Raw genomic sequence first — 21,099 nt, 5'->3', positions numbered from 1 at the left:
CCGCGATATGCGCCGGGCCTCAGCTTAGAACGGGAGAGGGCAACCATGTCACGTGTGACGGAAGTTGGCATCGAGGGCCGACTGGCAGGGCTCGACGCCGACCACGAGGCCGTGCTCGACGCACGCGCCGAACTGATGGCCGACCTGCGTGGTGCGGCGGGTGCTCGGGTGATGGAGCGGGACGTCCCGACCGAAGGGGCCAAGGGCGTGGCCTCGGAGCTGGTCATGGGGCTCACCGGGGCTGGCGGTGCCACCGCCGTCGTGCAGATCGTGAAGGCCTGGCTGCAGCGGGACCGCCGGCGATCGGTGACGGTGACCGTCACCGAGACCGAGACCGGGAAGGTGGTTCGGATCGAGGGGGACGCCATCTCGAACGACGTCTTGGCGGCGGCCCTCAACGGGCAGGAGGAGCCGCCCGCCGCAGAGGAGCAGCCCGCCGCCTCCGCGTGACGGACCGAGGGCGGAAGAGAAGGGCCTCGGCGTGAGGCCCACCGGGCGGTGTCCTTCTCGCGGTCCTGGCGGTGCCCGCCCGTACCGGCGCGGGAAGGCACGCCACGAGCCGATCAGGCCGGCAGGCGGATCCGCCGACGGTGATCGAGCGCAGCAGGCAGGAGAGCCGGCACGGCCGGGTCGCACGGCGGCGAGTGTCCACAGTGTGGACAGTGGTTTGAGACGCTTCCCTCTGGTGCTAGCGTGCCACCCATGCAGAACATCACCGGCCTCGCCATGATGCGAATGATGCCCCGAACCTCGGAGGCGCTTCGCTAGCGAAGCCGTGTGCGCACAGGATGCGACGGACCCTCCGGAGACGGAGGGTCCTTTTTTGTTACCCCGAATCAGCCCCACCCCGCCCGTCCCCCCACCTCCCCCGCCCTCATTCGACAGAAATGTGAAGTATCTGCCATGACCCTCCTGCCGGTCGTTTCACTCACCGACTGTGCCGACCCCAACGCGCTGGCCCGGCAGTCCACCCGGATCGCGACCCTCTTCGGCGCCACCCCCACGGTTCTGCCGCTGGGCGGACCGGACCCGGAGGGCGCCGCCGCCCTGACCCTGCTCGACCTCCTGCGTTCCACGGATCTGATCGGCGGTCCGACCCAGCCGGTGGTGGTCCTGGTCAACATCGCGCCGAGGGACGGGCACTGGCCCAACGGTGTGCCGTTCTGCTGGTTCCGCCACGGCGACCACCTGGTCATCAGCACCCTCAACCACCGGGTCCTCGCCCCGCTCGCGACGTACCTGGGCATCACCGAGGTCCACGTCACCGACGTCCGCGAAGTCCTGGAGGCCGCAGCCGCCGGATGGGCCGAGCTCACGCCGGCCGAGATCGAGGAGATGGTACGGACCCAGTTCCGCAGCCTGTGGTACGTGCCGCTGCTGGCCCGCTGGCTCGCGGACGGCCGCGCGGTCCCCGCCCAGCCGACGGCGGTGATCCAGCCCGCCGAGGACGATGTCCGGGTCGCGGTCGTGGACAACTTCGGCAACTGCAAGCTCGACCGCCCCGCCACCGAGCTCCCCGGCTACACCACCGCCAAGAGCCTGCTCGTCCACAACCGCCACGAGGGCCGCGACATCGAGGTCCGCTGTTACGACCGTCTCCCCGACGTCCCCCTCGGCGAACCCGGCATCACCATCGGCAGCTCCGGCATCGGCTTCGCCGAACTCGTCGTCCGCGGCGGCTCCGCGGCCGAACTCTTCGGCCTCAACCAGGGCGACCAGGTCCTCCGCCTCGCCAGCTGACGCATTTCCCTCTTCTCATCCCTCCCGGACTTCTCTTTCTAAGGACTTCTGATGTCCCGTACCCGAATAGCTCTTTCGGCTTCCGCCGCCACCGTCGTCGTCCTGGCGGCAGCCGCCTGCGCGCCGCAGCCGCAGGCGACTCCCAAGGCGTCCGGCTCCGCCGCACCCGCTGCCGCGTGCGCGACCGACAGCGCGAGTCTTCACAAGCCGGGTCAGTTGACGATCGCGACGGACTCTCCGGCGTACGAGCCGTGGTTCGACAGCAACACTCCGTCGAACGGCAAGGGCTTCGAGAGCGCGGTGGCCTACGCGGTCGCCGGGAAGCTGGGCTTCAAGAAGGATCAGGTGAAGTGGGTCGTCGAGCCCTTCTCGCACTCCTATGCCCCCGGCGCGAAGAACTTCGATTTCGACATCAACCAGATCTCCATCACCCCGCAGCGCGCGAAGGCCGTCGACTTCTCCTCCAGTTACTACACCGCCAACCAGGCCATCCTGACCCTGGACGGCTCGAAGTTCGCCGGCGCCACCTCGCTGAGCGCGTTCAAGGACGCGAAGATGGGCGTGCAGGTCGCCACGACCAGCTACCAGGCGGTGCTGGAGCGGCTGAAGCCGTCGCAGAAGCCGAGTGTCTTCAACACTACGAAGGACGAGGTCACGGCGCTGACGAACGGCCAGATCGATGCGATCGTCACCGACCTGCCGACCGTGTTCTACCTGGCCGGCGCGGAGCTGGACAACGGGAAGATCGTGGGCCAGTTCGGCTACGCGGGTGGCACGCCGGAGAACTTCGGCCTGCTGCTGCCGAAGAACAGCGGCTACACCTCCTGCGTGAACCAGGCCCTCGACGCCCTCAAGGCGGACGGGACCCTGGCGAAGCTGACGTCGACGTGGCTGTCCGCGTCGGCGAACGTGCCCGAGCTGAAGCAGTGACGGGCCGACAGTGGAACTGACAAAGACACCCGCGTCCCCGGCGACGGACGACGACACCTACGTGCCGAGCGGCCATGAGCTGGAGCGGCAGCGCTTCCGGCGCCTGCGCAAGCGCCGTCAGACCTGGACCTCCTCCCTGTGCACCCTCGCCGCGCTGGTCGCGGTGGGTGCGGGGGCGGTCGCCTCACCCGGCTGGGACCGTGTCCGGAGCCTGTTCCTGGACTGGACCGAACTGCGGACGGCGTTCCCCGAACTCCTCCGGGGTTTCTGGCTGAACATCCAGATGTTCCTGGTCGCCGAGGTCCTCATCCTGGTCCTCGGACTGCTGATCGCGCTGGTGCGGGTGACCCGGGCGCCGGGGCTGCAGCCCCTCCGCCTCGCCGCGACCGTCTACGTCGACGTCTTCCGCGGCGTCCCCACCCTGCTCCTTGTCTTCCTCGTCGGCTTCGGGCTGCCGGCGCTGCAGCTGCAGGGAACCCCTTCCGACCCGTGGGTCCTCGGCGTGATCGCCCTGGTCCTGTCGTACGCCGCCTACGTCGGCGAGGTCCTGCGAGCCGGGCTCAACTCCGTGCACCCCGCACAGCGCAACGCCGCACGTGCGCTCGGACTGAACGAACGCCAGACGCTTCGGCACGTCGTCCTGCCCCAAGCCGTCCGCAACGTCCTGCCGCCCCTGCTCAACGACTTCATCGCCCTGCAGAAGGACACCGCCCTCGTCTCCGTCCTCGGCCCCCTCGAAGCCCTGCGCGCAGCCCAGATCAAGGCCGACTACGACTTCAACTACACCCCCTACCTCGGAGCGGCCCTGTTGTTCATCGCCGTCACCATCCCCCTCACCCGCTTCGCCGACCGGCTCCAGCGGCGTGCGGCCCAGCGCACCTGGGCGGAGACCAGCCGATGAGCCAGCCCCTCCTGCGCATCCGCGGACTCCGCAAGCAGTACGGATCACGGCTCGTCCTGCGCTCGATCGACCTCGACGTCGCCGAACACCAGGTCGTCTGCCTCATCGGCGGTTCCGGCTCCGGCAAGTCCACCCTGCTGCGCTGCGCCGACCTGCTGGAAGTCGTCGACGACGGCACCATCCACCTCGGCGACAGCGAACTCACCGACCCCCGTCTGGACCCCGACATCGCGCGTCGCCGCATCGGCATCGTCTTCCAGGCCTACAACCTCTTCCCCCACCTCACCGTCCTCGACAACATCACCCTCGCCCCACGCCAGGTCCACCGCACCCCGCGCAAGCAGGCCGAAGCCACGGCCCGCGAACTCCTCGCCCGCCTCGGGCTCGCCGACAAGGCCGACGAACACCCCGACCGGCTCTCCGGAGGACAGCAGCAACGCGCGGCGATCGCCCGCGCCCTGGCCACCGAACCCGAACTCCTCCTCTTCGACGAGATCACGTCCGCCCTCGACCCCGAACTCGTCGGTGAGGTCCTCGACGTCGTCGCCGACCTCAAGCAGCGGGGCCTGACCATCCTCATGGCCACCCACGAAATGGACTTCGCCCGACAGGTCGCCGACCAGGTCTGCTTCCTCGAGAACGGAGTCATCGTGGAACAGGGCACCGCGGAACAAGTGCTCACCGCACCCCGCGAACAAGCCACCCAGCGCTTCCTCGCACGGGCACTCCACCGCAGCTGATCCCGGCGAGGTGTGTGGACCGAACCACCGGGGCAGCTGTTCGAGGAGTTGCCTCGCTGCGACCGTGTGTACTCCGTGCACTCGTCTACGCGTACGACCGAAGCCGGTCTTCTCCCTCCGTGTCCGGGGGGAGAAGACCGGCTCTCGCTGTCAGTGGTGAAGGGCCGGGGCCGCTTCGGCGGTGGTGGCGGGCCTTTGGCCGAGGTGGTTGAAGGCGAGGTTGAGCAGGACCGCGACGACGCAGCCGGTGCTGATGCCGGAGTCCAGGACGATGCGGGCACCTTCGGGGAAGGCGTGGTAGAAGTCGGGGGCCGCGATCGGGATGATGCCGGCGCCGAGCGAGATGGCGACGATGAGGACGTTGTCGCCGCGTTCGAGCGCCGCGCCGGCGAGGGTCTGGATGCCGCTGGCGGCGACGGTGCCGAAGAGGGCGATGCCGACTCCGCCCAGGACGGGCTGCGGGATGAGGGCGACGACGGAGGCCAGCACCGGGCACAGGCCGAGCAGGATGAGGATGCCGCCTGCGGCCGCGACGACGTACCGGCTGCGCACCTTCGTGATGGCGACCAGACCGACGTTCTGGGCGAAGGCGCTGGCGGCGAAGCCGTTGAAGAGGGGGCTGAGGGCGGTGCCGAGGCCGTCGGCGCGCAGCGCGGCGGCGAGGGTCTTCTCGTCGGCGGGCCGCTCGACGATCTCACCGAGGGCCAGGACGTCGGCGGTGGACTCGGTCATCGACACGAGCATCACGATGCACATGGAGATGATCGCTGCGGCCGCGAACTGGGGAGCACCGAAGTGGAAGGGGGTGGGGATGCCGACGATGTCGGCATCGGTGACGGCGCTGAAGTCCGCGACGCCGAGGGGGAAGGAGATCAGGGTGCCGGCGACGAGGCCGAGCAGGATGGAGATCTGCTTGAGGAATCCGCGCAGCAGGCGTCGCAGGGCGACGGTGATCAGGAGGGTGGCGGCGGCCAGGCCGATGTACGTGAGGCTGCCGTAGTCGGCTGCCTGGCGGTTGCCGCCCTGGGACCAGTTGAAGGCGACGGGCAGCAGGGACACGCCGATGAGGGTGATGACGGTGCCGGTGACGACGGGTGGGAAGAAGCGGATGAGTTTGCAGAAGAAGGGGGCGAGGAGGAATCCGAAGACTCCGGCGACGATGACGGCGCCGTAGATGACGGGCAGGGCGTCCTCGGGCGCTTCGGCCTTCGCGATGGCGAGCATGGGGGCGACGCCGGCGAAGGAGACGCCGTTGACGAACGGGAGGCGTGCGCCGACCTTCCAGAAGCCGAGGGTCTGCAGCAGGGTGGCGATGCCGGAGGTGAACAGGCTCGCGCTCATCAGGAACGCGATCTCCGTGGTGGACAGGCCCACTCCGATGCCGACGACGAGCGGGGGCGCGACGACGCCGGCGTACATGGCGGCGACGTGCTGGAGACCGGCGCCGAGGAGTTTGAGCGGCGGGAGCATCTGGTCGACGGGGTGGGGAGCGGCCGGCTCGGCGGCGGGTCTCGCCTCGGGCGAGGGCTCGACCGCGGGGGCGGTTTCCGACATGGTGGCGTGCCTCCTGGCAGCAGGGCTGGCGGGTCGCGGGCAGAAGGAGCCGGCCCGCGAGGGGCCTGCTCCGGGGGGATTGCTGAGGGGCGACACAGAGGGGCTGCGTCGGGAGGCGGCCGGTGGCAGCGCGTGCGGCTGCTGGGGCCGGCGGGTGGTTCTGTGGCTGCGGGGGCGGAATCGTGTCCCGTACGTTCCCGCGGCTTCGAACGATCACTTCGCATTCATCCACGATTCGGAACTTGCTCTCCGCATCGTGGAGTTCTTCTAGTTGCTCATGGCTGGACTTCGGGTGTCAAGAGGCGGGAAAGTCCGGGTCCGGAGCCGCTTGCCGGCTCGCGGCGCGGACCTGTTGCCACAGGTGCAGGTCGATGCGGTCCAGGAAGTCGGCGGCCTGCGCTTCGGCCGCGGCCGCCACTCGGGGGGAGGCACCGAGGGACCCTTCGAACTGCTGGTAGATCAGGTGGAGTTGCTCCAGGGCGCGGCTGATCAGCTCGCGCGGAAGGGGCACGATCCGGCTGACCGGGGAGACGTAGTTGGGCCACCAGCTGCTCACCGCCTCGCGCAACAGGACCCGCAGTTGACCGGTCCTGCCGCACGCGGCCACGAAGCAGGCCGGCGGCGGGCGCAGGGTGTGGAGCAGGGCACGGGTCTGGTCGGCCGTGCCCCGCCACCGGTTGCGGCGCTCGGCCTCCTCCCAGCGGGCATGGGTCATGCCGAGTGCGGCCGCGGTCTGGCCGACCGAGAGTCCGGCGACGGCACGGCACTGGGCGAGGGTCGTCGCCTCCCCGACGAGGTCGACGGGCGAACACCACAGCGCGGCGGCGAGCGCCTGGATGTGGGCGGCGTCCGGTACGAGGGCGCCTGCCTCCCAGGCCTCGAGGGCGGAGGGATGCAGCGGTTCGCCGCGGTAGGCGGCGATGGCCCAGGCGACCTGGCCGAGCGTCAGCCCCAGCCGTCTTCGGACCGCCGCGGCACGGGCGGGGTGGAAGGGTGGGAGTGGGGAAGGGTCGTCTGCGGAAGACATAGCGGCACACCGTAAGGAGCTGTCAGGCTTTCGCCAAGGGCTCGGGATCATGTCCACGGCGGTGCAGGCGCGGCCCAACAGGCTGAACGCACAACATGACGGACAGTTATTTGTAGCATCCTCCACGCCTGGCGACCGCCCGCCACCTGCTCTTTCGTCGCCACCGAGCAGTTCCTCGGACATCCGGCGCCGGTCCCGAACTGGCAGATCATCCAAAGTTGATCTCGAACTGGCGGGGCGAGAAGGGCTGTTGACGACTGCCCGCACGGCTCCCTAGAGTCCGCTGCGTCCGTCAGTGGAATTTATTTTCCACGATGCGGACCCAGGTGGCGGGAGGCTGTTCTTCCATCCCTTGCGGCCCACCGCCACCTGCTCACTCCCGGGATGAGCCGTTCCTCGTCCAGCCCGCCCCTGACCCCGCGCACCTGCCGGAAACCGCCTTCCGACGGGTGGTGTCGCAAGGAACAACTTTGTCGCCCCGCGCCTCTGCACGAACCGCGGCCACGGCCCCGCACCCGGTCGATGAGATCCTTCCCGCCCGCCGTCTGGTACCCGCCGCGCTCCAACACGTGGCCAGCATGTACGCCGGCCTCACCGCCCCGCCCCTGATCATCGGCAGCGCCCTCGGCCTGACCTCCGCCGAACTCTCCACCCTGCTCGCGGCGGCCCTCGTGGTCGCCGGTCTCGGCACCATCGCCCAGACCCTCGACCTGTTCGGCATCGGCGCCCGGCTTCCCATGACCAACGGCGTCTCCTTCGCCGTGGTCTCCCCGGCCCTGGCGACGACCGCGTCGAAGGGCACCGACGGCCTGGCCGAGATCTTCGGCGCCACCGTGATCGCCGGGATCGTCTGTCTGCTCCTCGCCCCCGCCTTCCGCCGGCTCATCAGGTTCTTCCCGCCCGTGGTCAGCGGTTGCGTCATCACCCTCGTCGGCATCTCCCTGCTGCCCGTGGCCAGCGTCTGGGCCCGCGGCGGCGACACCGAGGCCGCGGACTTCGGCTCCCCCTCCAACCTCGCCCTCGCCGGTGCCACCCTCGTCATCACCCTGGTCATCCACCGGGCGCTGTCGGGCCGCTTCCTCGGCCGCGTCGCGATCCTCCTCGGCATGGTCGCGGGCACCCTGATCGCGATCCCCTTCGGCAAGGTCGACGCCGGCTCCCTCGCGCACGCGTCCCTGTTCGCCCTGCCCGAACCCTTCGCCTTCGGCATGCCCCGCCTCGTGCCGACCGTGATCGCCACCACGGTGGTGGTCATGCTCGTGTCGATGATGGAGTCCACCGCCTCCCTGCTCGCCCTCGGCGCCGTGACCGGCCGCCCGACCCAGGACCGCACCCTCACCGGCAGCCTCCGCGCGCTGGGCCTGACCACGGCGCTCGGCGGCGTCCTCGGCTCGTTCATCAGCACGTCGTACGCCCAGAACGTGGGTCTGGTCGCCCTCAGCCGGATCCGCAGCCGTTACGTCGTCACCCTCTGCGGCGCCCTCCTCGTCCTGATGGGCCTGGTCCCGGTCCTCGGTTCCCTGGTCGCCCTCGTCCCGCTGCCCGTCCTCGGCGGCGCCGGCGTCGTCTTCTTCGGATCGGTGGCGGTGGCGGGCATACGGACCCTCGCCAAGGCGGCCCTCGGCACCGGCCACAACAGCCTGATCGTCTCCGTCACCCTCGCCTTCGGGCTCTTCCCCGTCGCCCACCCCGACTTCTACGAGCACCTGCCCGCCCCCGCCGCCACCGTGCTGGGCTCCGGCATCACGGCCGGCTGTCTGGTCGCCATCCTGCTGAACTACCTGCTCAACCACCTCGGCCGCGGCACCGAAGCCGACCTCGACGCCATACCCGCCGAGCAGGTCACCGCATTCGACGGCACTCCCCCCGTCGGCGCGGTCCCTTCGTACGCCCCCGGGCCCGCCTGGTCGCCCTTCGGTGACACGGCACCGCCGCGCCCCCGGCCCGTCACCCAGCCCCCGCCGCACACCGCGCCGGACGGAGACTGGCCGGCCTACGACACCGACCTCGTCACCAGTGGCCCCGAGACCGACGACGTTCCCGGCGCGGCCTACGACCCCGCGGGCGAAGCCCTCGGCTTCCCCGGCCCGCTGCACCCGCTGCGGCACCGGACCGGACACCCCGACGACCCGACCGTGCACGGCCGGGACACCACATCCGGCTGAGGTGCCCGTACGGTCGCCGTCCGGGCGCGGCGACCCCGGCCCGGACCTCGTCGTACCGCAGGCACGGCCCCCGCGTCCCGCAGGTCGTCCTGGCCACCCCTCCGGTTACAGGGCCACCGCAGCCTCGGGCAGCTCCGGAGGGGTCGCCGTGCTGAACATCCTCGCGCGCAGATCCTTGTCCCACACCAGGCCGGGGGCGACCTCCATCTGGGCGTACCGGTCGAGGAGCCGGCTGTCGGCCGAGTGCGGCGCGAGCCGTTCGTACGCCCGGTTCAGCTCGTCGGACGGGAAGAGCCTGTGGAGGTTCCCGAGCGAGAACGCCACCGGTTCGACGTTCCGGTGGCGGAGCGCGTGGTCGACGAGCTCCTCCAGCAGTCCGGTGTTGCGGTGCAGCGTGAGATGGAGGTCGAGGAACGGAGTCAGCCGGTGGTGCCGTTCCTGACGGAGGTAGTGGACGGTGGTGTTGGTGATGAACAGGTTGGCGCAGAGGTCGATCGCCAGGTGCAGACCGCCCGCCACGGTGAGCCCGGTCTCCTCGTGCACGCGGGCGGTCCGGTACGTGTCGTCGAAGTCGAAGCCGTACTCGGATCGCGGAAGGTGGATGGTCGTTGCGCAGTCCACCGACAGGAAGGGGAGGAAGGGGTCGTCGCTGGTACGGAAGAAGGGAGGTATCGCGGTGGTGGCGAGGGCGTAGAACAGACGGGTCTGCCGGTCGAGCTGCTTGCCCGGCACGTTGCTGGCCTGCTGGTAGCCGATGCCGGCGAGCGCTTCGGCGACGGCGGGGGCGTCCTCCTTCCGGATGAGGACGTCGAGATCGGTGAACGGCCGCAGTCCGAGATCCGGGTAGTCGGTGCACACAGCCGCTCCCTTGCGGAAGACCAGGGGTACGCCGGCGGCGGCTGCCGCCTCCTGGACGCGGCGGGCCTCGGCCACCATCGCCGTGTTGCGCTGCCGGTGGTAGTGGAGGCTCGCGCGGAAGGCGTGCCGGGCCCAGCGCGGCGGCCTCAGGGACTCCTCGCTGAACCAGTGGCCCACGAGGGGGTCGAGTTCACCGCGCAGGACCACCCCGGGGAACTCGTTCCAGTCGTCCGCGTCCCACTGCGGGGGCAGGCCCGGGCGCGGTTTGCCGGTGATGACGGAGTCGGCGAGCTCCAGCAGGGGGCCGCTGAGGTTGTCGGGCATGGGTCGGTCCTCTTCGCTCGGTTCGGATACGGGATACGGGGTCAGGAGAGGGCTCGGGCGCGCCAGTCGTCGGCCGACGCCTTGCGGGTGTCGGCCAGTTCGCGCATCGCCGGGTCGAAGGCGGGGATCTCGTCACCGGCCACGGCCAGGCGTGCCCACTCGGAGGGGGGTGCGCACAGGGCGTCGAGGCTGGTGTCGAAGCACTCCAGGCAGAACTCCCCGCCGTGGTCATGGCGTACGACGGTGACGAGGTCGGTGAAGGACGGTGCCTGGCAGTCCCGGAGGTGCCTGGTCGCGGCGCAGGCCGGCTCGGAGGCGGCGGGCACGGCCGCGTTGAACCGCTCCTCGAAGGCGCGCAGTTGGGCTTCGAGCGCCCGCGCGGGAGATGGGCCGGCCGCTGCCCGGGCCGTGCTGTCGCGGACGAGGTCCGCGAGGCGCGCGCCGCCGCCGCTCAGTACCGCCGCCTCGCGCAGTACGTCGGCCGGTTCGTCAGCGGCGTGGAAGAGGTTGAGCAGCCGGTTGACCGGGGTGAGCACGCTCCGCCAGTGATGCGGTCCGCGCCGCTCCGGATGGGTGGACCCCTTCAGCTCGGTGAGCCGGACGGAGGCCGGGAGGGTGTCGCCGTTCGTCGTCGCGCGGAAGAGCGCGACCACGCTGGGGCCGAGGGCGAAGTACCGCTCCGTCAGCGCGATCCGCTCGGGAGAGGAGTAGCCGAACTGCCTTCGCCACAAAGCGCGTTGGGTCAGCGAGGAGATGTTTCCGGTACGGAACGCGGTCGGCGTGAAACCGCCCTCGGTCAGGAGCGCGAGCAGTCGCAGCGCCTGGCCGGTGATCAGGCTGTCCGGTTTGAAGACCACCAGGGCGTGGGTCGACGCGAAGGCGACCGGATCACCCGTGATCGCGCCGACCGTGGCGAGTCCGAGCCTGAATTCCGGGTCCGAGGCGATCACGAGGTCGCGGCCGGGACACGCGGTGGTACGGCGGGCCGCGTCGAGGACAGCCACGGGCCTCACCGCGCACGCCTCGGCCGCCGTCGGCGCTCCGATCGCCGCCGTGTGCGGGGTCACCACGGAATCCTCGCACCGTCACGGTCGACGAACTGTCCGCTCGCGGGCCTCTGTTCCGGTGCGAGGAGGGCCAGCAGGGACCGCGCGGCTTCCCGTGGGGTGGCCGGTGCGCCGACCCCGCCCATGTCGGTGGCGACCCAGCCCGGTGACCAGACGAGGACGGTCATGTCCGGGAGTTCGCAGGCCAGTTTTCGGGTGAGCATGTGCAGGGCGGCCTTGCTCATCGCGTACGCGTACGAGCGGGCGTCCCGGCAGGCCCGCAGCGATCCCCGGGCGCTCCCGATGTTGACCACCACCGCGTCGGGCGACCTGCGCAGGTACGGCAGGCAGGCCTGCACCACGGTCAGCGGACCGAGCACGTTGACGTCGTGGACGGCGCGGACCGCGTCGGGGTCCAGGAGCGGAGCCGGTCCCTTGGAGGCTTCCCCGGGGAGCGCCGGATCCTGATTCGCTCCGGCGCAGTTGACGAGCACATCGATCCGCGCCGGTTCGCCCAGGAGTGAGGCGAGATCCCCGGGGCGCCGCAGTCGCGCCGTGTCGTCCATCGGCACCGGAACCGCCCTGTCCCCGTGGCGGGCGCGCAGTTCACGGACGGTGGTCGTCCTGGGGTCCCGGACCCCCAGGAGTACCGTGCGGGTGCTCGGCCTGGCCAGCCACTCCTCGGCGAGCGCGAGGCCCAGTCCCCTCCCCGCTCCGGTGATGAGCACCACGTCTCCGGAGGCGGCCTCCGCGGTGCTCGCCGTCATCGGTCACCGCCGGGGAGCAGGGCGAGGGAGGGCAGTTCGAGGACCCGCCACGCGGCGTCGCCGGCTCCGTTGGCCGCGAGGCTCACCACCGGGAGCCTCAGGCCACCGTTCGCCGCCTCCTCCAGGTGGACCTCGGCCCGTGAGGCGCGGTGGACGTGCCCGTGGACGAAGAGCCGTGGCCGGGTGGCCACCGCGGCGCGGCGGAGCAGGCTTCTTCCGCGCTGTACCGTGCTCCGGTCGTCCTCGGGGAGGGAACGCAGGACGCTGCTCTCGGGCACGCCCAGGGGCGCGTCATGGCTGAGCAGCACGTCGAGCGGTTCGGTGCCCAGCCGGACGAGGTCCTCGGGCCGGGGGTTCTCGTCCTCCCACCAGTCCACGCCCCGGGTGCGGCGGGCCCGGTCGATGGAGTGGGCGCCGCCGAGGCAGCCGAACCGGACCCCGCCCAGGGTGAAGCGGTGTCCGCGAGGCAGATGACGCACGCGCTCGGCCACCGGCACCGCGTGTGCCGGATCCGCGGCGAGGGTCGCGAGGGTGTCGTGGTCGTCGTGATTGCCGTCCAGCCACCACAGATCCACGTCGGCGCGTGTGCAGCTGCGGCCGACCGACGCGAGGAACGCGCGGCCGGCTTCCGTACGGGGGAAGTAGCCGAAGTCGCCGAGCTGAAGGATCAGGCGGCACCCCTGGTCCACCGCGACCCGGCACAGTTCCTCGACGAACGCCGCGTCTCCGTGGCTGTCGCCGGCAAGGAGCACACGGTCGGGGGCGGGGGTAGGCACGGGGGTCTCTCCGTTCTGAAGGGGCGTCGGTTCGTTCATCGCCACTCCCGGCTCGACTGGTTCAACTGCCGCTCCCGGCTCGGCTGGTTCAATTGCCGCGCCCGGCTCGGCTGGTTCAACTGCCGCTCCCGGCGAGGACGTGGTGGACACGCAGTCCGGGCGCCGTCGTCAGCAGACGCACGTGATGACGGAACAGGGCGGCGCAGTCGTCGGCCGTGCCACCGGGAGTGCGGGCGGTACCGGCCCAGCCCCGCACCCGTTCGCGTCCGACGGCGGTGAGTCGCAGTTCCACCGGAGCGCGGGGAGCCCGAGAGGGTGCACCCGCGTCCTCCCGGGTCCTGAGGAGGGGTACGGCTCCGGTGCGGCCCGCCGCTCCGACGTACTGGCAGTGCACGTCCGGCGGGCGGTGTCCGCGCCGGTGGACGACCGGCCAGTAGCCGGGCGCGTGCGCGTCGGCGCGCAGCAGCGTCTCCTGGGTCCGGGTCAGCAGGTCTCCGAGGGTGGTGCCGCCGTCGTGGTCCAGGAGCAGCGGCACGGGCTGGAGGAGGAATCCGACGACGTCCTTCGTGCGCGGGGTGCGCCCGCTGCGGGAGAAGCCCACCACCAGGGCTCCCCGGTCGAGCAGCCGGGCCGCGCTCAGGTAGGCGGCGGCCAGGTAGACGCTGACCGGCAGCACGTCGCGACGAGCACGCGGAGCTGCCACGTCCACGGGGCGCCACGCGGCGGTACGGGCAGCGGGGTGCGCGCCGGCCGGCGACACCACCCGCGCGGCTGCTGCCGCCCAGCGTTCCCAGTACTCCTCGTGGGCCCGCCGGGCCGGATCGGCCGGCCCGTCTCCGGGCCGGCGCACGACCGTGTCGTAGGACGGCGGCCGACTCTCCCAGTGCGGTTCGGCCCCGGCCGCGACCCTGCTCAGGGCGCTGCCGAGGTCCTCGCGGAGCACGTGGAGGCTGTGTGCGTCGCAGGCGGCGTGATGAAGGGTGACACGCAGGGAGAGCAGCGCACCCGACGGGTCGTGACAGGCGTCGACGGTGCCGGTTTCGGGGGCGGGGCCCGTCGGCGGGGACTCGCCCGCGCCCGCCGTCCGTATCTCGATCCGCGGTGCGAAGGCCTTGTGCACCTCGCCGTCCACGAGCAGGTAACGGGCGCGGAGCTGGGGGTGGCGCTCGCCGACGGCGTCCACTGCCGTGCGGAGTTCCCGGGCGGTGATCCGACCCAGTTCGGGCGGCACCTCGAAGGTCCGCGTGACCCGGTAGGCGTCGTCGCCTCCCGGCGCGCGGGAGGCGAGCCAGATGCCGGCCTCCCCGTATCCGGCGGGGCGGGTCATGCGTCCCCGCTTCCCGGTCGGTCCGGCCCGTGCGTGGCAGCGGGGCCGTCCGCCACCTCGACGCGCAGCCCCGCGTTTCCGTGGGCGGCCGCCCACCGGGCCAGCTCGTCCTCGAACCAGGCGCGCAGCGCCGGGTCGTCGGTGGCCCATCGGTTCGTCAGGAGCGGGACGGGTGGGGAGGCGGGCCGCGCGTGTCGGGTGTGCGTCGCCGGGTTCTCGCAGGCCAGGACGTCGATGGCACCGGGAACCCCGGACCAGCGCACCCGGGTCCCCGGTCGCGAGCGGTCGAGCCGCTCCTGGAGGTGGTCCGGGTGCCATGAGGCGCCCTTGGGCAGGCTCGGGGCTCCGGCGCCGCTCTCCGCCGCGAGCCGTCGGCGCAGGAGCTCCGTCGGCCGGTCGAGCCGGCTGTTCGGCACTCCGCTCAGCAGGACGCATCCGCTGGTGTCGTGCCACTGGTCGAGGGTTCGTACGGGCCGGACCGGCGCGGGCGTGTCGGCGAGGCCCGCGCCGTGGCCGGTCACGCGTGCGCGGGCCGTGCCCTGCTTGCGTACGACCACGTCGAAGCGGAAGGCCGCCATCTCGTTCCAGAGCCGGGCCCTGCGGTGCCGTACCTCCACCGAGGCGGCGGTCGGCAGCAGCCGTGGGAGGGCCTGGAAGAAGGCGGAGTCGACCAGCAGTTCGCGTTCGGCGGACAGGGCCGCGCCGACGATGTCGGCCACGGTGGCGTCCTCGTCGCCGGCTTCCCGTGCGTGCTGGTGCAGCATGGCGAAGTGGGCGGGGGCGACCTCCAGGGCTCGTACGTCGCCGATGAGCAGGCGTCCGCCGGGGCGCAGCAGGTCGAGCGCCTGGCGTACGACGTGGAGGAGGTGGCCCAGGTCGGGGAAGTACTGGATCACCGAGTGCAGGATCACCAGGTCGGGTTCGAGCGCGAGTTCGCCGATGGTCTCGGTCGGGCAGTCGGACACCTCCAGGGGGAGGGACGGATCTTCGGCGGCGGTCCGCCGGAGCGCGTCCCGGGCCGCCGCGGAGGCGTCGGTGCAGACGTACCGTTCGCCGAGGGGGGCGAGTCGTCGGGCCAGCAGGCCCGTTCCCGCCCCGATCTCCAGGACGGTGCGGAACGGCGACTCGCGGGCCAGGGCCGCTCCGGAGTGCGCCCACTCGGCCATGTGCTCGGCGGGATAGCGCTGCCCGTCCAGGCTCGACCGCCAGCCCGCGTACGGTGAGGCGTCGGCGCGGTAGACGAGGTCGAACGCGCGCTTCCACCAGCGTGCCCCCGGCGGCTGTCCGGGCGCCGCCAGGGTCACACGGGCGAGGGGCCTTCCGCCGGGGAGCGGTGCTTCCGGCACCGTGGCCACGGACGGGTGCGCGAGGAGCACCGTGCGAACGTCCGTCCCTGCCGGTGCCGGAAGCAGCAGGCTACGCAGGTCCATCGCCGTCCCTCGTGGCCAGGGCGAGCTGGGCGCTCGCGGAGCGGACGGTGTCCGCGTTGACCATCAGCGGGGCGGAGAGCAGGTCGCGGACGTGCCGGCTCAACGACAGGGACGAGACCTCCGCCGAGTGGTACGAGGCGAGCCCCATGCAGCTCATGGCACCCACCGCGACGCGTACGGACGTCTCGGCCGCGGAGAGGCGCAGCTGGTTCGCCGCCAGGGCGCGGGACTGCTGGGCGCGCAGGGACTGCGGGCCCCGGTCGGCGTCGAGCCGGCGCGCGAACTGCTCGATCCTCGCGTCCAGGTCTCCGAGCCCGCGGTACAGCTCGCCGAGTGCGAGGACGCGCGGGTGGGTGCCGGGCGCGGACCGGGCCTCCGGGCGGCGGCGCAGGCTGTCACGGGTACGGCGCAGCGCGTCCGCGGCGATGCCGTACCAGCACGAGGCCCAGAGGAGGTGGGACGTCGGAAGCAGGGCCTCGGAGGCGAGTTCGCCGAAGGGCCGGGCGAGGACCTGCTCCGTCGGCACGTCGCACTCGATGTCGGCCGGCCCGCTGCGGGTTCCGCGCATGCCCAGGGTGTCCCAGGGCCCGGTCGGGCGGACGGACACCTGGTCACGACGGCCGCAGACGAGCACCTGGTCGGAGGCGGCCGCGTCGTGCGAACGGCGGGCGGTCAGCAGGACGACGTCGGCGTGTTCGGCGTACGAGGCGGCCGGGGTGCGTTTGGTGAGCGTGGTCCGCCCGCCGGGTGCGGGGGTGCAGTGGGTGATGCTCTCGCGGATCGTGGCCGTCCCCCGTTCGGAGGTCACTCCGGCGACGAGCGCGCCCTGGCCGCCCAGGAGCTCGTGAAGCCGGTCCTGGTCGGCGCAGCCCGCCGCCAGTGTCTCGACGAGCGAGTGGTGCATGGCCAGGACGAGTCCGGTGGAACCGCACTCCGCCCCGATCGCCTTCACCGTACGGGTGAGCGCGGCGTACCTGCCCGGGTGTTCGGGGCCGAGGCCGAGGTGGGGATCGAGCAGGCCGTGCCGGCGCAGGGCGTCGACCGCCTCCGAGGGGAAGCGCGCCTTGCTGTCGACGTCCAGGGCCGTGTTCCGCGCGACCGTACGCGCGGACGCGATGCGCCGGGACAGCTCGTCGTCGCGATCCGCGGGCGCTCCCGGCCCGGCACTCGCTTCCGCTGCTCGTTCACTCATGGGACACCTTCCTCCCGTCGTCGAGAACGGCCGGCCAGTTCTCCGGCGCCGGGCCGTGGAGGGCGAGCAGGGCCGTCGCCCAGCGCTCCAGACCGAACCCCACGCACGCGGAGAAGGCCGGGGTTCCGGCCGCCGTCCCGATCCGGAAGGCCTGGCCGAAGTGGGCGCCGTGGGCGTTGACCGAGGCCAGGGCGCCGCGCGTCGGGAGCGGGTGTCGGGGGCGCAGCTCCGTCTTGGGGCGGATGCGCACCTGGAAGGAGGTGAGATCGGCGGCGGAGTCACCGAAGAAGGGATCGGTCGCCTCTTCGAGCGTGCAGGGGACCGCCAGTTCGACCGCCGCGCGCTCCAACAGGGCGAGGAACCGTCCGACCGACTCCGCCACGGGCTCCGGTTCGCCGACGGTGACGATCTCCCGCAGCCGGTAGGTCCAGAGCCGTTCGGGGTTCTCGTGCTGCCCCGCCTCGTGCCGTCCGCACTGGCCGAGGAGGGTGCTCGTGTGGAGCGGAGCGTCCAGCCGTCGGCCGAGCAGGCCGGCGAAGAGGTGGAGGCAGGCGGCGGGCGGCAGCGCCAGCGCGGTCGGCTCGAAGGCCGATGCGCCTCCTTCGTCCGCTTCCCCGGCGGCGGCCGCCTCGGCGAGCGCGCGGAGATCGTGACGCACGACCGACACCCGCATGACGTGCTGCGGGAAGGAGGCCAGATAGCCGGCGCGGGCCAGGGTGTCCATGGTGACCGTGCCGGGGGCCACCGCCTCCTCGGCGTCCGACTCGGCGGCCAGGCGGGCGAAGTAGGCGTCGAGGCGGTGCACCGCGCGGGCGTACGGTGCCGTGCCGAGGAGGCTGCCGGGGCCGGTGAAGCGGTACAGGCCGTCGACGGCGTGCGGGACGTGCGGCGCGTCCGGGCCCACCTCGCGTCCCTCGTCGCGCGGGTCGCGGAACTTCCCGGCGGTCCGGACCAGGAGCTCCACGTCCTGCTCCACCTGGGCGGAGTGCCGCCGCGGTACGGACAGCGTCACCCGGGTCCGGTCCGTACCGAACTCGATCCGGTCGACCGTGCCGCCCGCGACGCAGTACGGCAGTGCGTCGCGGACGTGCCGTCGTCCGGAGGCCGCGGCCACGGGCGGACCGGCGACGGACACGGCGGCGAGGGTGTCGGGCGGTGTCACGGGCGGTGTCATCCGTCGCGCTCGGCCAGCATCGCGAGGATCTGGTTGACGCTGCGGAAGTCCTGGACACTGATGCGGTCGTCGGGGATCTCCGTTCCGAGGACCTCCTCCAGGACGACCACCAGCTGTACGACCTGGAGGGACGTCAGGCCCAGGGCGAAGAGGTCGTCGTCGGGCGCGAGTCCGGCGGCGTCCGGCACGAGTCCGATCTCGGCCAGGGCGGTCCGTACGGCCGTCTCGTCGGGCTTCTGGTTCACGGTGCTCATCGGTCTGCCTCTCAGGCACGGATCTCGTGCAGGTCGAAGTGGTCGATCACCCTGGCGGTGCTGGCCGCCACGGTGGTGGCGGAGGTGTCCACCACGGTCATGTCGTTGTCCTCCGCGAGCCCGAGCAGCGCCCGCTGGACGGCCAGCACCGTCCGGAAGGCGGCCTCGGAGGTGGTCTCGTAGTCGCGCTCGGCGAGGCGGCGCCCGATGACGTCCTCGTCCGCGACGAGCAGCACGGTGAGGTCGGGGCGCGGCAGTCCGCGGCACGCCTCGACGAACCAGGAGTGGTCGTCGGCGGGGTCCCACAGTCCGAGGCGGGCGAGCCCGGAGAAGACGTAGCGGTCGATGATCACCGTCTCGCCGGCCTCCAGGAGGGGCACGACCGTCTCCCGGCAGGAGACCAGGCGGTCCGCCATCGCCATCATCACGGCGGCCCGCGCCGCGGTGGGATCGGTCTCCATGGTGCTGCTCATCCGGCGGAAGTAGGCGTCCTGCCGCAGTTCGGGCGTCGGCTGTTTGAGCTGGTTCACCCGCCAGCCGCGGGCGTTTCCCTCGGTGTGGAGGGCGGACATGAGCGATGTCTTGCCGACGCCGTCGGTGCCACAGAGCACGATGAGGCGGCCGGTGTCGGTGCGGGGTTCGAAGGTGATGCGGTGGGGCATGCGTGACCTCGTTTTCTGTCGGCTGGTGGGTGTGGCGGCCGGTGCGCGGGGCCGGGGCCTTGTCCGCCGTGTCGGGGCGGATGGGCTCTAGAGCTCGTCGAGGGCGTCGAAGTCCACCGCGGAGTCGGTGAGGCCGGCGCGGGAGGCGCCGGGGCCGCAGCGCTTCAGGAAGTCGGTGACGATGCGGTCGAAGTGCGGGGAACGCCGGGCGGCCAGGGCCAGCATCCGGCGCAGCACGGCCGGTCCGTTCGGCTGCTCGGCCACGGCGCGCAGCTCGGGGCTCCTGGCGAGGAGGAAGACCGCGGCCGGCTCGTGCCCGGCCGCCGTCCACGTCTCCCACAGTCGTGCCCGCTCGTCGTCGTGGTCCAGGAAGAGCTGCTCGTGGCGCCGCTCCCTGCCCTCCGGGAGTGCCTCCGGGCGGGGCGCCAGCCGCACCCGGGTGCCGTCGATGTACGCGATGTCCACGCCCCGGCGCAGGCAGAAGTTGAGGGCGTGGACGGCGTCGTCGACGATCGGCTCGCCCTTGTCGTTGAGGGAGGTGTTGCAGAGAACGGGGATCCCGGTCGCCCGGTGGAAGGCGCTGACGGCCGTGTGCAGGGCGGGATTGTCCTGCGGCCGGAGGGTCTGGACCCGCGCGGACCCGTCCAGGTGGAGTGCGGCGGGGATGTGCTCGCGCCGGTCGTGCCGTACGTGGAAGGCCTCCAGCATGTACGGGGAGTCGCGGCCCTCCTCGAACCAGTCCTGGACGTGTCCGCTCAGCACGATGGGCGCCACCGGCCGCCACCACTGCCGCCTCTTGATCTCGTTGAGGCGGTCGCGGGTGGCCAGGGTGCGCGGGTCGCCCAGCAGGCTGCGTGCTCCGAGCGCTCGCGGGCCGATCTCCGCCGGCCCGTGCACCCAGGCGACCGGGCCGTCGGCGAGGTCGGCGAGGAACCGCTCCTCGTCGAAGTCGCTCGTGTCGACGATGTGGTCGGACCAGCGGCGCAGGGCCTCGGGGAGCCGTAGGCGGTCGTTGCCGTGGAAGGCCGTACCGAGGGAGAACGAGCCGCGGGACGGCGGGTCTTCCAGGTGGAATCCGAGCAGTCCCAGGCCGAGTGCCTGGCCGCTGTCGTTGACGCACGGGGGCGCGGACAGGGCCGCGAATCCGAAGCGGTTCATCAGCAGGGTGTTGGTGGGGCAGTTGAGCGCGTAGCCGCCGGCGAGGGCGAGGACGGTGTCGGCCGGGTCGAGCGCGTGTTCCTTGACGGCCCGTTCGACGTTGCGGAGCATGACCGATTCCGAGGCGTGCTGCACCACCTTCATCACCGCGCTGATCCGGTTGTCCACCGCGTCGAACCGGGGGTCGTCGTGCCATCCCTCGCCGGATGCCGCCCGGTCGCGGGCGAGCGCGTCGAGGTCGGCGAGCACACGGTCGGCGTTGCGGCGGGCCTCCGGTCCCCAGAACGTCGAGGTGCCGAGGACGTCGTCGGGGTCCGCCTCGATCCGGCTCTCCGACGCGGACGCGAGCGCCATCAAGGACCCTTGTTCCAGTCCGTACAGCGCCTTCGCGGCCGAGTAGAGCGCCCCGGGGGACTCCACGGGGAAGAGCCGCAGGGAGCCGTCGGCCGCCAGGGTGCCGCCCGCGTACCAGTGGTGCTTGGACCGCGTCTCGGTCGCCATGTCCGGCCCGCCGTCCACGGCGAAGCCGAGAACGGTCCGGCCGCCGGCCGCCGGCTCGCCCACGAGGGCGGTGAACAGGTGGGCCAGGCTGTGCAGCGGGAGGTCGTGCTCGTCGGCGAACGCCTGGAGCGCGTCCGTCCGGCCCACTCCAGGAGTGCCCCAGACGCCTAGGAGGTCGTCGTAGGACACCCCTTCGCCCTCCACCAGCTGCCGCAGCAGATCCTGGGTGGCCTCTGTGGTGTAGAGCGGAAGGTTGTGGTGTTTGACTCCGCTGACGCGTTCCAGTTCCCAGTAGCGGACGAGCTTGATGTCGTGTTCCGTCTTCACCCACAGTGCCGCACAGTGGTCGTGGAGGTGCTGCGGAAGCGCGGCCTGTCCTACCGGGGCGAGATAGGTCGAGAGATAGTGGCCGGGAGCGAGCACGGGGTCTCCTTGTCGGCGGAGGAATGGGCCATTCGGTCAGGGGCGGGTTCCGGGTCGCGGGGAATTCGGCTGGGGTCGACGAATTCCCCGGGGCGGGAATGCAGGTGTTCTCGGGGCGGGAACGCGGGCGTTATCGGGGCGGGAATACGG

Annotated in this window: 19 protein-coding genes; 6 read left to right on the top strand and 13 right to left on the bottom strand. The window is 71.9% G+C overall.

Annotated features, from left to right (window positions below; all coding sequences use genetic code 11):
* The first annotated feature begins 54 nt into the window (after nt 1-54).
* The 5 genes from AB5J54_RS40205 to AB5J54_RS40185 all read left to right on the top strand — a co-directional run bounded on the left by AB5J54_RS40205 (nt 55) and on the right by AB5J54_RS40185 (nt 4,311).
* Nucleotides 55-450 (top strand): hypothetical protein, encoded by a 396-nt coding sequence (locus AB5J54_RS40205; protein ID WP_369148962.1) that lies wholly within the window; start codon nt 55-57, stop codon nt 448-450.
* A gap of 453 nt (nt 451-903) precedes the next feature.
* The gene (locus tag AB5J54_RS40200; protein WP_369148961.1) at nt 904-1,740 is read left to right on the top strand and encodes an SAM hydroxide adenosyltransferase; all 837 of its coding nucleotides are present in this window, start codon (nt 904-906) and stop codon (nt 1,738-1,740) included.
* A 51-nt stretch (nt 1,741-1,791) separates the two neighbouring features.
* The gene (locus tag AB5J54_RS40195; protein WP_369148960.1) at nt 1,792-2,670 is read left to right on the top strand and encodes an ABC transporter substrate-binding protein; all 879 of its coding nucleotides are present in this window, start codon (nt 1,792-1,794) and stop codon (nt 2,668-2,670) included.
* 10 nt (nt 2,671-2,680) lie between these two features.
* Entirely contained in the window at nt 2,681-3,571 is an 891-nt protein-coding gene (locus AB5J54_RS40190; protein WP_369148959.1) for an amino acid ABC transporter permease, read from the top strand.
* Nucleotides 3,568-4,311, top strand: coding sequence for an amino acid ABC transporter ATP-binding protein (locus tag AB5J54_RS40185; RefSeq protein ID WP_369148958.1), 744 nt, complete (start codon nt 3,568-3,570; stop codon nt 4,309-4,311). Before AB5J54_RS40190 ends, AB5J54_RS40185 begins: the two co-directional genes overlap by 4 nt.
* A gap of 150 nt (nt 4,312-4,461) precedes the next feature.
* Here AB5J54_RS40185 and AB5J54_RS40180 read toward each other — a convergent pair whose 3' ends face one another.
* Both AB5J54_RS40180 and AB5J54_RS40175 read right to left on the bottom strand, forming a co-directional pair.
* On the bottom strand, nt 4,462-5,781 hold the full coding sequence (locus AB5J54_RS40180; protein WP_369149613.1) for a nucleobase:cation symporter-2 family protein: 1,320 nt from the start codon (nt 5,779-5,781) through the stop codon (nt 4,462-4,464).
* 379 nt (nt 5,782-6,160) lie between these two features.
* Complete coding sequence (locus tag AB5J54_RS40175; protein WP_369148957.1) at nt 6,161-6,892, bottom strand: XRE family transcriptional regulator; 732 nt, start codon at nt 6,890-6,892, stop codon at nt 6,161-6,163.
* A 314-nt stretch (nt 6,893-7,206) separates the two neighbouring features.
* Between AB5J54_RS40175 and AB5J54_RS40170 the strand changes: the two genes are divergently transcribed.
* Nucleotides 7,207-9,057, top strand: a complete 1,851-nt coding sequence (locus AB5J54_RS40170; RefSeq protein WP_369148956.1) for a nucleobase:cation symporter-2 family protein — start codon at nt 7,207-7,209, stop codon at nt 9,055-9,057.
* 105 nt (nt 9,058-9,162) lie between these two features.
* On the opposite strand, the gene AB5J54_RS40165 is transcribed toward AB5J54_RS40170, so the two are convergent.
* The 11 genes from AB5J54_RS40165 to AB5J54_RS40115 form a co-directional block, all read right to left on the bottom strand.
* On the bottom strand, nt 9,163-10,239 hold the full coding sequence (locus AB5J54_RS40165; RefSeq protein WP_369148955.1) for a nucleotidyltransferase family protein: 1,077 nt from the start codon (nt 10,237-10,239) through the stop codon (nt 9,163-9,165).
* A gap of 41 nt (nt 10,240-10,280) precedes the next feature.
* Complete coding sequence (locus AB5J54_RS40160) at nt 10,281-11,306, bottom strand: hypothetical protein (protein ID WP_369148954.1); 1,026 nt, start codon at nt 11,304-11,306, stop codon at nt 10,281-10,283.
* Entirely contained in the window at nt 11,303-12,052 is a 750-nt protein-coding gene (locus AB5J54_RS40155) for an SDR family NAD(P)-dependent oxidoreductase (protein WP_369148953.1), read from the bottom strand. The genes AB5J54_RS40160 and AB5J54_RS40155 overlap by 4 nt, the downstream gene beginning before the upstream one ends.
* On the bottom strand, nt 12,049-12,828 hold the full coding sequence (locus AB5J54_RS40150) for a metallophosphoesterase (RefSeq protein WP_369148952.1): 780 nt from the start codon (nt 12,826-12,828) through the stop codon (nt 12,049-12,051). The genes AB5J54_RS40155 and AB5J54_RS40150 overlap by 4 nt, the downstream gene beginning before the upstream one ends.
* Before the next feature lie 115 nt (nt 12,829-12,943).
* Nucleotides 12,944-14,155 (bottom strand): hypothetical protein, encoded by a 1,212-nt coding sequence (locus AB5J54_RS40145; protein ID WP_369148951.1) that lies wholly within the window; start codon nt 14,153-14,155, stop codon nt 12,944-12,946.
* Nucleotides 14,152-15,585, bottom strand: a complete 1,434-nt coding sequence (locus AB5J54_RS40140) for a class I SAM-dependent methyltransferase (protein WP_369148950.1) — start codon at nt 15,583-15,585, stop codon at nt 14,152-14,154. The genes AB5J54_RS40145 and AB5J54_RS40140 overlap by 4 nt, the downstream gene beginning before the upstream one ends.
* Nucleotides 15,572-16,777 (bottom strand): hypothetical protein, encoded by a 1,206-nt coding sequence (locus tag AB5J54_RS40135; protein WP_369148949.1) that lies wholly within the window; start codon nt 16,775-16,777, stop codon nt 15,572-15,574. The genes AB5J54_RS40140 and AB5J54_RS40135 overlap by 14 nt, the downstream gene beginning before the upstream one ends.
* Nucleotides 16,770-17,939: a hypothetical protein gene (locus AB5J54_RS40130; protein WP_369148947.1), complete on the bottom strand. Its 1,170-nt coding sequence runs from the start codon at nt 17,937-17,939 to the stop codon at nt 16,770-16,772. The genes AB5J54_RS40135 and AB5J54_RS40130 overlap by 8 nt, the downstream gene beginning before the upstream one ends.
* 8 nt (nt 17,940-17,947) lie before the next feature.
* The gene (locus AB5J54_RS40125) at nt 17,948-18,205 is read right to left on the bottom strand and encodes a phosphopantetheine-binding protein (RefSeq protein ID WP_369148946.1); all 258 of its coding nucleotides are present in this window, start codon (nt 18,203-18,205) and stop codon (nt 17,948-17,950) included.
* Between the two features lie 11 nt (nt 18,206-18,216).
* Nucleotides 18,217-18,867: a dTMP kinase gene (locus AB5J54_RS40120; RefSeq protein WP_369148945.1), complete on the bottom strand. Its 651-nt coding sequence runs from the start codon at nt 18,865-18,867 to the stop codon at nt 18,217-18,219.
* Between the two features lie 87 nt (nt 18,868-18,954).
* Nucleotides 18,955-20,949, bottom strand: a complete 1,995-nt coding sequence (locus AB5J54_RS40115) for a carbamoyltransferase C-terminal domain-containing protein (protein ID WP_369148944.1) — start codon at nt 20,947-20,949, stop codon at nt 18,955-18,957.
* Nucleotides 20,950-21,099: the final 150 nt, after the last annotated feature.

It is taken from the genome of Streptomyces sp. R44 (assembly GCF_041053105.1).
In the GTDB taxonomy this organism is placed as follows: Bacteria; Actinomycetota; Actinomycetes; order Streptomycetales; family Streptomycetaceae; genus Streptomyces.
Note: the sequence above shows the minus strand (reverse complement) of the source record. Positions and strands in the feature narration are given on the sequence as shown.

Excerpts from the sequence above, each read along its gene's own strand:
- AB5J54_RS40155 (WP_369148953.1), bottom strand. The coding sequence starts at position 12,052 with ATGACGGCGAGCACCGCGGAGGCCGCCTCCGGAGACGTGGTGCTCATC.
- AB5J54_RS40145 (WP_369148951.1), bottom strand. The coding sequence starts at position 14,155 with ATGACCCGCCCCGCCGGATACGGGGAGGCCGGCATCTGGCTCGCCTCC.
- AB5J54_RS40185 (WP_369148958.1), top strand. The coding sequence starts at position 3,568 with ATGAGCCAGCCCCTCCTGCGCATCCGCGGACTCCGCAAGCAGTACGGA.
- AB5J54_RS40195 (WP_369148960.1), top strand. The coding sequence starts at position 1,792 with ATGTCCCGTACCCGAATAGCTCTTTCGGCTTCCGCCGCCACCGTCGTC.
- AB5J54_RS40165 (WP_369148955.1), bottom strand. The coding sequence starts at position 10,239 with ATGCCCGACAACCTCAGCGGCCCCCTGCTGGAGCTCGCCGACTCCGTC.
- AB5J54_RS40125 (WP_369148946.1), bottom strand. The coding sequence starts at position 18,205 with ATGAGCACCGTGAACCAGAAGCCCGACGAGACGGCCGTACGGACCGCC.
- AB5J54_RS40175 (WP_369148957.1), bottom strand. The coding sequence starts at position 6,892 with ATGTCTTCCGCAGACGACCCTTCCCCACTCCCACCCTTCCACCCCGCC.
- AB5J54_RS40170 (WP_369148956.1), top strand. The coding sequence starts at position 7,207 with ATGCGGACCCAGGTGGCGGGAGGCTGTTCTTCCATCCCTTGCGGCCCA.
- AB5J54_RS40140 (WP_369148950.1), bottom strand. The coding sequence starts at position 15,585 with ATGGACCTGCGTAGCCTGCTGCTTCCGGCACCGGCAGGGACGGACGTT.
- AB5J54_RS40200 (WP_369148961.1), top strand. The coding sequence starts at position 904 with ATGACCCTCCTGCCGGTCGTTTCACTCACCGACTGTGCCGACCCCAAC.
- AB5J54_RS40135 (WP_369148949.1), bottom strand. The coding sequence starts at position 16,777 with ATGAGTGAACGAGCAGCGGAAGCGAGTGCCGGGCCGGGAGCGCCCGCG.
- AB5J54_RS40120 (WP_369148945.1), bottom strand. The coding sequence starts at position 18,867 with ATGCCCCACCGCATCACCTTCGAACCCCGCACCGACACCGGCCGCCTC.
- AB5J54_RS40180 (WP_369149613.1), bottom strand. The coding sequence starts at position 5,781 with ATGCTCCCGCCGCTCAAACTCCTCGGCGCCGGTCTCCAGCACGTCGCC.